We start from the raw sequence: 8,939 nt of genomic DNA on the forward strand, positions 1-8,939 counted from the left end.
TGGAGGGCGGGCAGGCCTCACGGCGGTAACAGCCCGCCCTCCACCGAGGCGTCCCTGATCTCCTCGTACAGCGCGCGCAGCGTCTCGCTCACCGCCACCCGCGGCAGATGCAGCCCGTCCAGCGCCTCGGCGTCCACGGGAGCGTGGCTGTCGGTGGCCATGTCGCCCCAGCCCTGGCCGGTCAGACAGCGCATCAGGGTGGGGTTGAGCCGGTCCACCCCGCGCACCAGGCACGCCTCGGGCGTACGGCCCTCCTCGTACTCCCGCCACAGCGCCAGGAGTTCGACCCCGAGCGGCGCGGGGAGCGAGGCGAAGCGCGGCGGTTCACCGCCCGCGGCGCCGCGCTCCACCGCGTCCATCTCGACGAGGTCGTGCATCAGGCAGAGCTTGAGCATCTTGGTGAGGTCGAGCCGCTGCCCGGCCTCGCGCTCGAACTCGGCGTGCAGGATCCAGCTCACCATCGCCAGATGCCAGGAGTGCTCCGCCACGCTCTCCTTGCGCTCCGGGGTGGCGTTGTTGGCGCGCTCGGTCTCACGGAGGCGGGCGGTGAGGGCTATGAAGTCGAAGAGTCTTCGACGATCGCCCGCCGCGCCGTGCGGGCCGTACATCTCGCTCATGGCGGTCAGTGTGCCCCCGCCCGGCGGGTTGTGGGACTCCTGGCGCGGCACGAACAGCTTACGTCTGGGCACTGTCCGGCGGATCATGTGGCCTTCCGGCCGGTCGCTCGTTGGTTCGGGGAGTCGGGAGGATCTGACGAGCGGGGGGTTCAGTTCCCGGAGCCGACGATGGCGGTGACGCGGATCTCCACGCGCATGGCGGCGAGGCCGAGGACCGTGACGCCGGTCTCGGTCCAGATCGGCGCGCGGCCGTCGAGGCGACGGCGGAACTGCTCGGCCATGACCGCGTTGTGGTCGTCGCCGATGGCGTCATCTCCCGGTGCGACCTTGTGGTAGGAGTTGACGTGGATGACGTCCTTCCATGTCGCGCCGACCGAGGCGAGCGTGCGCTCCACGTTGTCGAAAGCCTGGATGATCTCGTCTTCCAGCGAGTCGGGGATGACCAGGTCGTCATCCGCCCCGGCCTGACCGGAGGTCTCGACCCGGTCGCCGACGCGGACGGCCCCGCTGTAGCCGAGGGCCGCGTGCAGCTTCTCGCCGTAGCCCGGAGCGATGCCGAAGGTGACGGTGCTCATGATGCTCCCGCTTCCTGTCCATAGGGGCGCGTTTCCTCCTAGATGAGTTCACGCGTAAAGTGAGGCTAGCACGCAATGACTTCAAGCATAAAGTGATGCCGGCCTTCACCGGAGAGACGGGAAGATCCATGACCAGCACGGGAGGGCCCATGAGCGGCGCGGGCGAACACAAGGACGACGAGGAGCTGCGATGGCTCGACGAGCAGGAGAAGGCGGCGTGGACGGGGATGATCTCCCTTGTCCTGCTGCTGCCCGGCAAGCTGGAGTCGCCGCTGCGGCAGGAGCACGGCCTCACCCTGTTCGAGTACCTCGTGCTCAGCCACCTCTCCGAGGCCCCGCGGCGCAAGCTGCGGATGGGAGAACTCGCCTTCCTCGCCAGCGGGTCGCTCTCCCGCCTGTCCAACGTCATCAAGCGCTGTGAACAGCGCGGCTGGGTCGTACGGACACCTGACCCGGCCGACGGCCGTTACACCCTCGCCGAACTCACCGACGTCGGCTTCGACCTCGTGCGCCTGGCAGCGCCCACGCACCTGCGCGCCGTACGCCGCATCGTCCTCGACTCGCTCAACACCGCCGACCAGAAGGCCCTCGCCCGCATCGCGCAAAAACTCCGCATCGTCCCCGACGACTTCGGCTGACAGCCGTCCCACGCGACGACCCGAGACGAGCAGGCGTCGAGGCCACATGAACCGCCGGACAGCGGCCAGGTCGCTTACGTGTAGGTCACCCGGAGCTCCTTGATCCCGTTCAGCCAGGCCGAGCGCAGCCGCCGGGGCTCACCCGCGAGCCGGATGTCCGGAAGGGTGTCCGCGATGGCGTTGAAAATCAGCCGGATCTCCAGCTCCGCCAGGCTCTTGCCGAGGCAGAAGTGCGGTCCGCCGCCGCCGAAGCCGAGGTGGGGGTTGGGGTCGCGGGTGATGTCGAAGACCTCGGGGCGGTCGAAGACCTCGGGGTCGTTGTTGGCGGACGAGTAGAAGACGCCGACCCGCTGTCCCGCCTCGATGGGCTGTCCGCCGAGTTCGGTGTCCTGGGTGGCGGTGCGCTGGAAGGACATCACCGGGGTGGCCCAGCGCACGATCTCGTCGGCGGCGGTGGCGGAGCGCTCGGCCTTGAACAGCTCCCACTGGTCGGGGTGGGTGAGGAAGGCGTGCATCCCGTGGCTGATGGCGTTGCGCGTGGTCTCGTTCCCGGCGACGGCGAGCAGCAGTACGAAGAAGCCGAACTCGTCCGAGCCCAGATTGCCCTCGTCCTCGGCGGCCACCAGCCGGCTGACGATGTCCTTGGCCGGGCACGCCTTGCGGTCGGCGGCCAGGTTCATGGCGTACGAGATCAGCTCCATGGCCGACTCGGCGCCGATCTCCTCGGTGATGGCCAGTTCGGGATCGTCGTACGCGACCATCTTGTTGGACCAGTCGAAGATCTTGGACCGGTCCTGCTGGGGGACGCCGATCAGCTCGGCGATCGCCTGCAGTGGCAGTTCGCAGGCCACGTCGGTGACGAAGTCCCCGTTGCCGCTCTCCCTGGCCCCGGCCACGATGCGGGTGGCGCGGTCGCGCAGGGCGTCCTCGAGGGCGCGGATGGCGCGCGGGGTGAAGCCGCGCTGGACGATCTGCCGGACCCGGGTGTGCTCGGGCGGGTCCATGTTCAGCATGATCAGCTTCTGGACGTCGATCTGATCGCGCTGGATGTGCTCGTTGAAGCGGATGATCGCGGTGTTGGCGTGGGAGGAGAAGATCTCCGGCCGGGTGGAGACCTCCTTGACATCGGCATGGCGGGTGACGGCCCAGTAGCCGTCGTCGTCGAAGCCGGCCACGCCGTGTGGTTGGGGGATCCAGCACACCGGGGCCGTCTGCCGCAGCTGGGCGAGCTCCGGGAGTGGCACCCGATGCTGATGGAGGTCGGGGTCGGTGAGGTCAAAGCCTTCGGGGAGAGCTGGACAGGACATCGGCCACTCCAGAGATCTGACGGCCTATCAGAAGTGTCCGCAAGGTAGTAACGGGTTCTACAAGTAGCAAGAGATAACGCGGCCATAGTTTCGGGGGATCGATGCCCCTCGATGTCCGCTCAACCCCTGCACAACCCTTGCGCCGCCGGGCCGGGGCTCAGCAGACTGAGCTGAAGAACTAGAACGCGTACTAGTTCTGACGCGGGCGCTGCCGGGAGCCCCGCGGATGCGATGAGAGGACGAGACAGCCATGGCCGCCGAACCCGTCATCGTCGAAGCCGTCCGCACGCCCATCGGCAAGCGCGGAGGCGCGCTCGCCAACCTCCACCCCGCCTATCTGCTCGGCGAGACCTACCGCGAACTCCTCGCCCGCACCGGCATCCAGCCCGACTGCATCGAGCAGATCGTCGGCGGCACGGTCACCCACGCCGGGGAGCAGTCGATGAACCCCGCGCGCACCGCCTGGCTGACGATGGGGCTGCCGTACGAGACCGCGGCGACGACGGTGGACTGTCAGTGCGGCTCTTCGCAGCAAGCCAATCATATGGTGGCCAACATGGTCGCCACCGGTGTCATCGACGTCGGCATCGGCTGCGGCGTCGAGGCCATGTCGAGGGTGCCGCTGGGCAGCGGCTCCAAACACGGACCGGGCAAACCGTTCCCCGAGGAGTGGAACGTGGATCTGCCCAATCAGTTCCAGGCCGCCGAACGCATCGCCCGCAACCGCGGCCTGACCCGCGAGCACGTCGACGCCCTCGGGCTCATCTCCCAGGAGCGGGCGGCACGGGCCTGGGCCGAGGAGCGGTTCAAACGCGAGACCTTCGCGGTGCAGGTGCCCACGACGGAGGAGGAACAGACGGCCGGCGAGGGCATGTGGCGCGCCGTCGACCGGGACGAGGGGCTCCGCGACACCAGCATGGAGGCGCTGGCCGGACTCAAGCCCATCATGCCCACCGCCGTGCACACCGCGGGCAACTCCTCCCAGATCTCCGACGGCGCCTGCGCGGTCCTGTGGGCCTCCAAACGCATGGCCCGCGCCCTCAAACTCCGCCCCCGCGCCCGCATCGTGGCCCAGGCCCTGGTCGGCACCGATCCGCACTTCCACCTGGACGGGCCGATCGACGCCACGAAAGCGGTCCTGGGCAAGGCCGGGATGACCCTGAAGGACATCGACCTGATCGAGATCAACGAGGCGTTCGCCTCGGTGGTGCTGTCCTGGGCACAGGTCTTCGAACAGAACCTGGAGAAGGTCAACGTGAACGGCGGCGCGATCGCCCTGGGGCACCCGGTGGGGGCCACGGGGGCACGCCTGATCACGACGGCGCTGCATGAACTGGAGCGCGCGGACAAGGAGTTCGCGCTCATCACGATGTGCGCGGGCGGAGCGCTGGCGACGGGCACGATCATTCAGCGGCTGTAGCGGGCTCCGGTCACGGTGGCGGTCGGGGTCAGGGCAGGGGCAGCTCGGCGAGCGTGACGGCGGCGTCGGCGTCCTCGAGGTCCTGGGCGTTGTGCGTCTGCTCGTTCCCCGCAGAGGAGGCAAGGGGCACGAACACGATTGTGGCTATGGTCAAGCGCTGATCGACCGGAATTCCGGGCTTGGATTTCGGCGGTATCGATTCCTCGGCGGTGCCCCTTGGGGCGCCGCCGTTTTCGTACGCCTGGAATCGTCAATCCACGGTGACCGCCCTCGCCATAACGGGGGCTGTGTCGCATATGAGTTCATGTAGTACGAGCAGATGAAAAGCCTTTAAGGGCAGCTAATCTCTGGGATGTCATCGGATTGGCTACTTGAGGTGTTTTGCGGTGAATTGCACCTTTGTGTGGCCGGAGTCGAAGGGAAGCGACGACATGTCAGCTCGCCGAATGCTCACCGGTACGTTCCTGGGGTTGGGAGCCCTGACCCTGGCCGCCACGGCGGTCGCCCCGGCGGCCAACGCCGCGCCCGTCCCCGTGACGGCTCTCAACTGTGACGGCGATACCTACAAGTGCACTGCCAACCTGGCGTTCGGCGACGGCAGGTGGGTCGCGCAGTGGAATGTGAACGTATTCCACCAGAGCGCGGCGAGCCATCAGCGGGCCACCCGGTCGGCGGACGCGCCGCGCGGCGCCGCGGCCCCCGTCCCGGTGACGACCCTCACCTGTGACGGGGACACCTACAAGTGCACCGCCGGACTGCGGTTCGGTGACGACAGGTGGGTCGCCCAGTGGAACGCCAATGTGTTCCACCAGGCCGTGGCCAGTGCCGTGCCCGCCGCGTCGGCGAAGACGGTCAAGGCTCCGCGGGAGGCCGCCGCCCCGGTGCCGGTGACGGCCCTGAACTGCGACGGTGACACCTACAAGTGCACGGCCAACCTACGGTTCGGCGACGGCCGGTGGGTGGCCCAGTGGGACGCCAGTATTTTCCACCAGAACTGACGCTCCACCAGCAGTAACAAGGACGAATGACCCAGGGGCCGGGGACCAGGGCCCAGGAAGGACGGGCCCAGTGCGGACAACGCACCGGGCCCGTCCGGTTACCGGGACTCTTGCAGAAAGCCCCGGCGTTCACGCCGGGGATGAATGCATCTCAGGACTGCTCTGACCTGTACTTTACGGGCGTTTTTGCTGTTCGATGTACTGACGGGCGATTGCCAGCGGTGCTCCGCCGCAGGATGCCGAGAAGTATGAGGGTGACCACAGGTGCCCGTGCGTGATGGCGTGGCTGATGCGGCCGGTGAACTCCTGGCGTATCCGGCGGGCGGAGACGCCCTTGAAACTGTTGACCAGCTTGGAGACGGCGACCTTGGGCGGGTAGTTGATCAGGAGGTGGACGTGATCGCGTTCGCCGTTGAACTCCTTCAACTCCGCCTCGAAGTCATCGCACACCTTGCGCATGATTTCTTCGCAGCGTGCCAGTATCTCGTCGTTGAAGACTCCGCGTCGGTACTTCGTCACGAAGACCAAGTGCACGTGCATCGCCGAAACAACGTGTCTGCCTCGTCTGTAGTCGTTCTGCCCGTTTATGAGGCCAATCGTAGTAGTGTCGTGGTTATGCAGCTCCGCTACAACTACCGGGCCTACCCGGACGCCATTCAGCGCCGTGCGCTGGCGAGCGCGTTCGGGTGTGCCCGCGTGGTGTGGAACGACTGCCTGCGCGACCGCAAGGAAGCGCACGCGGCGGGGGTGCCGTATGCGAAGTCGGCGGATCTTTCCCGGCTTCGCATCACCGAGGCCAAGCGCACCGAGGGACGGGCCTGGCTCGCCGACGTGTCAGCGGTCGTCCTTCAACAGTCCCTTCGGGACCTCGATACCGCCTACAAGAACTTCTTCGACTCGCTCAAGGGCACGCGGCAGGGCCGGAAGGTCGGGCCGCCCCGGTACAAGTCGAAGAAAGACACCCGGCAGTCGATCCGCCTCAACACCAATGCCTTCTCACTCCAGGAGAACGGAACGGTGTACGTGGCCAAGGTTGTGGATTCCGGGACGCTCCCAAGCCTCTGCGCGTCCGGGAGTGGACGTGCGGCGGGTGCGGCACCGTGCACGACCGCGACCACAACGCAGCACGCAACGTCCTCTTCGAAGGACGCCGTATCGTCGCCGCCGGACGGGCGGAGACGCTAAACGCCTCGTGGAGCGCCGGTAAGACCAGGGCGAAAGTCCCGGCACAGCGCGTTGAAGCAGGAAGCCCCCGGAAGGGTCAGACGACCCGGGCCGGAATCCCTGGACTTTAGGCCAGGGAGCACATCAACTGTCCTCGAACGCCACCGGGGCCTCGAAGGCCGCGCGGCGGGTGGCGCGGCGGAGGGCTTTGAGGATGGGGGTGCCGAGGGTGAGGGTGAGCACCATCGTGACCACGGCGCGCGGCAGGTCCCAGCCCAGCGAGGTGGCCAGGCAGTACGCCACGAAGCGGGCGAGGTTGTCGCCGAGTGGGTCGCCGGGGACGTAGGAGATCCCCGAGGCCATGCCCTGCATCAGGGTCCAGCCCTGGAGGTTCATGACCGTTCCGTAGGCCACGGACGCCACCGCCCCGTACCCCGCGAGCAGCAGCGGCTCCGCCCGGCCGGGCGGCTGGGCGGCACCGGGGAGCAGGCCCGCGCCCATCGCCACCCAGCCCATCGCCAGCATCTGGAACGGCATCCACGGGCCCACCCCGCCCGTGAGCAGCGCGGACGCGAACATCGAGACGGCGCCGAGGACAAAGCCGAAACCGGGGCCCAGCACCCGCCCCGACAGCACCATCAGGAAGAACATCGGCTCGATCCCGGCCGTTCCCGCGCCCAGCGGCCGCAGGGCCGCCCCCGCCGCCGCCAGCACTCCGAGCATCGCGACGGCCTTGGCGTCCAGACCCGTGTCCGCGATGGTCGCCACGACCACGGCCAGCAGGAGCGGGAGCAGCGCGGCGAACAGCCAGGGCGCGTCGGCGGCGTGGGTGGTGATCCCGGAGTCGCCCGGTGCGAACAGCGGCCAGCCGAAGGCGATGACACCGATCGCGGAGACGAGCGCGAGCGCCGCCACGGAGCGCGGGCCGAGGCGGATGGCCTTCGTCCTGCCGCCGCGTTCCCGCGCTGCCCGGTGCGGTCCGCTCAGCGCTGCCCGGCTCATGGGGCTTCCTCCAGGGCCAGTGCCTCGCGTACCTGCGGCACCGTCAGCCACGGCAGTGGGGCCAGCACCTTGGCCACCTGTGGGGCGAAGGCGGGGGAGGAGACCACCACCTCCGCCGTGGAGCCGTCCGCGACCACCTCGCCCTCGGCCAGGATGACGACGCGGTGGGCGAGTTCGGCCGCGAGTTCCACATCGTGGGTGGCCAGTACGGTCGCGTGGCCGTCCGCGGCCAGCCCGCGTACCACCTCCACCAGGCGCGCCTTCGCCGCGTAGTCGAGCCCGCGGGTGGGCTCGTCGAGCAGCAGCAGGGGCGGACGGGCGGTGAGGATGACGGACAGGGCGAGCGCCAGCCGCTGCCCCTCCGACAGATCGCGCGGATGGGCGGTGTCCGCCACCTCCGGCAGCAGTCGGCCGACCAGTTCCCGGCAGGCGCCGGACGCGGCGCCCGCGTCCTGGTCGGCCGCCGCGCACTCGGCGGCGACCGTGTCCGCGTAGAGCAGATCGCGCGGCTCCTGCGGTACGAGGCCCACTTGGCGGAGCAGTTGGGCGGGGCGGGTGCGGTGCGGTACGACCCGGTCCGGGCCGACGCGCACCGAGCCCGAGGCGGGTTCGTACAGCCCGACCAGGCTCGCCAGAAGCGTGGACTTGCCCGCGCCGTTGCGTCCCATCAGCGCCACCGTCTCGCCCGGCCGCACCGTCAGGTCCACTCCGCGCAGTGCCTCCACCCGGCCGTGGCGTACGGACAGCCGCGCCACCTCGCCCACGGGCTCGCCCGGCGGCGGATCGGCCACCGTCCGCGGGGCGAGCGGCGCGAGCCGCTCCCGCAGCGGCCCCGCCTTGCGGCGGGCGTCCCGTACGGACAGCGGCACCGGCGGCGGCCACCCCGCGAGGGCGCCCAGCGCCACCACGGGCGGCTGGACGGGCGACACCGGCAGCAGCTCGGCCGGTGCGCCGGTCAGCGGGGCGGCGCCGGGGGAGGGGAGCAAGATCATCTGGTCCGCGTACTGCACCACGCGCTCGAGGCGGTGTTCGGCCATCAGAACCGTGGTGCCCAGGTCGTGCACCAGCCGCTGCAGCACGGCCAGCACCTCCTCGGCCGCGGCCGGGTCGAGCGCGGAGGTCGGCTCGTCGAGGACCAGGACGCGGGGGTGGGTGGTGAGCACCGAGCCGAGGGGGCCCCGCGGGCCCCGGCCCCCCCCCGGCGGGGGGGTGGGGCGG

10 protein-coding genes and 1 pseudogene are annotated in these 8,939 nt (G+C 69.4%); 5 read left to right on the forward strand and 6 right to left on the reverse strand.

Translation table 11 applies throughout. The features are described 5' to 3' along the window. Positions 1 to 17 precede the first annotated feature (17 nt). Both ACFXB5_RS27335 and ACFXB5_RS27340 read right to left on the reverse strand, forming a co-directional pair. A complete protein-coding gene (locus tag ACFXB5_RS27335; protein WP_385212415.1) occupies positions 18 to 689 on the reverse strand; it encodes an HD family hydrolase in 672 nt (223 codons plus the stop codon). Between the two features lie 77 nt (positions 690 to 766). Next, on the reverse strand, positions 767 to 1,192 hold the full coding sequence (locus tag ACFXB5_RS27340; RefSeq protein ID WP_385212417.1) for a Rid family hydrolase: 426 nt from the start codon (positions 1,190 to 1,192) through the stop codon (positions 767 to 769). Positions 1,193 to 1,320: 128 nt separating this feature from the next. Between ACFXB5_RS27340 and ACFXB5_RS27345 the strand changes: the two genes are divergently transcribed. Further along, positions 1,321 to 1,830, forward strand: a complete 510-nt coding sequence (locus ACFXB5_RS27345) for a MarR family winged helix-turn-helix transcriptional regulator (protein WP_385212418.1) — start codon at positions 1,321 to 1,323, stop codon at positions 1,828 to 1,830. A 74-nt stretch (positions 1,831 to 1,904) separates the two neighbouring features. Here the strand turns inward: ACFXB5_RS27345 and ACFXB5_RS27350 are convergent, their stop codons facing one another. After that, entirely contained in the window at positions 1,905 to 3,137 is a 1,233-nt protein-coding gene (locus ACFXB5_RS27350; RefSeq protein ID WP_385212419.1) for a cytochrome P450, read from the reverse strand. A 250-nt stretch (positions 3,138 to 3,387) separates the two neighbouring features. Here ACFXB5_RS27350 and ACFXB5_RS27355 point away from each other — a divergent pair, with 250 nt between their 5' ends. Further along, positions 3,388 to 4,557 (forward strand): steroid 3-ketoacyl-CoA thiolase, encoded by a 1,170-nt coding sequence (locus tag ACFXB5_RS27355; RefSeq protein WP_385212421.1) that lies wholly within the window; start codon positions 3,388 to 3,390, stop codon positions 4,555 to 4,557. A gap of 431 nt (positions 4,558 to 4,988) precedes the next feature. Beyond that, a complete protein-coding gene (locus ACFXB5_RS27360) occupies positions 4,989 to 5,555 on the forward strand; it encodes a hypothetical protein (protein WP_385212423.1) in 567 nt (188 codons plus the stop codon). Between the two features lie 174 nt (positions 5,556 to 5,729). Here the strand turns inward: ACFXB5_RS27360 and tnpA are convergent, their stop codons facing one another. Then, positions 5,730 to 6,143 (reverse strand): IS200/IS605 family transposase, encoded by a 414-nt coding sequence (gene tnpA / locus ACFXB5_RS27365; protein WP_385212431.1) that lies wholly within the window; start codon positions 6,141 to 6,143, stop codon positions 5,730 to 5,732. A gap of 27 nt (positions 6,144 to 6,170) precedes the next feature. Between tnpA and ACFXB5_RS27370 the strand changes: the two are divergent. Both ACFXB5_RS27370 and ACFXB5_RS27375 read left to right on the forward strand, forming a co-directional pair. Beyond that, positions 6,171 to 6,242 (forward strand): annotated as a pseudogene (locus ACFXB5_RS27370) (helix-turn-helix domain-containing protein); the annotation flags it as partial. A 14-nt stretch (positions 6,243 to 6,256) separates the two neighbouring features. Further along, positions 6,257 to 6,850: a zinc ribbon domain-containing protein gene (locus ACFXB5_RS27375; protein ID WP_385212432.1), complete on the forward strand. Its 594-nt coding sequence runs from the start codon at positions 6,257 to 6,259 to the stop codon at positions 6,848 to 6,850. 13 nt (positions 6,851 to 6,863) lie between these two features. On the opposite strand, the gene ACFXB5_RS27380 is transcribed toward ACFXB5_RS27375, so the two are convergent. Together ACFXB5_RS27380 and ACFXB5_RS27385 are read right to left on the reverse strand one after the other, a co-directional pair. Beyond that, positions 6,864 to 7,721 carry an ECF transporter S component gene (locus tag ACFXB5_RS27380; protein ID WP_385212425.1) on the reverse strand — a complete coding sequence of 286 codons (858 nt, stop codon included), beginning with the start codon at positions 7,719 to 7,721 and terminating at the stop codon, positions 6,864 to 6,866. Continuing rightward, on the reverse strand, positions 7,718 to 8,939 hold a 1,222-nt coding region (locus ACFXB5_RS27385; protein WP_385212427.1), incomplete at its 5' end, for an ATP-binding cassette domain-containing protein. The genes ACFXB5_RS27380 and ACFXB5_RS27385, both read right to left, overlap by 4 nt.

Source organism: Streptomyces sp. NPDC059455 (assembly GCF_042750115.1).
Lineage (GTDB): Bacteria > Actinomycetota > Actinomycetes > Streptomycetales > Streptomycetaceae > Streptomyces > Streptomyces endocoffeicus.

Excerpts from the sequence above, each read along its gene's own strand:
- ACFXB5_RS27360 (WP_385212423.1), top strand. The coding sequence starts at position 4,989 with ATGTCAGCTCGCCGAATGCTCACCGGTACGTTCCTGGGGTTGGGAGCC.
- ACFXB5_RS27340 (WP_385212417.1), bottom strand. The coding sequence starts at position 1,192 with ATGAGCACCGTCACCTTCGGCATCGCTCCGGGCTACGGCGAGAAGCTG.
- ACFXB5_RS27380 (WP_385212425.1), bottom strand. The coding sequence starts at position 7,721 with ATGAGCCGGGCAGCGCTGAGCGGACCGCACCGGGCAGCGCGGGAACGC.
- ACFXB5_RS27345 (WP_385212418.1), top strand. The coding sequence starts at position 1,321 with ATGACCAGCACGGGAGGGCCCATGAGCGGCGCGGGCGAACACAAGGAC.
- ACFXB5_RS27355 (WP_385212421.1), top strand. The coding sequence starts at position 3,388 with ATGGCCGCCGAACCCGTCATCGTCGAAGCCGTCCGCACGCCCATCGGC.
- ACFXB5_RS27350 (WP_385212419.1), bottom strand. The coding sequence starts at position 3,137 with ATGTCCTGTCCAGCTCTCCCCGAAGGCTTTGACCTCACCGACCCCGAC.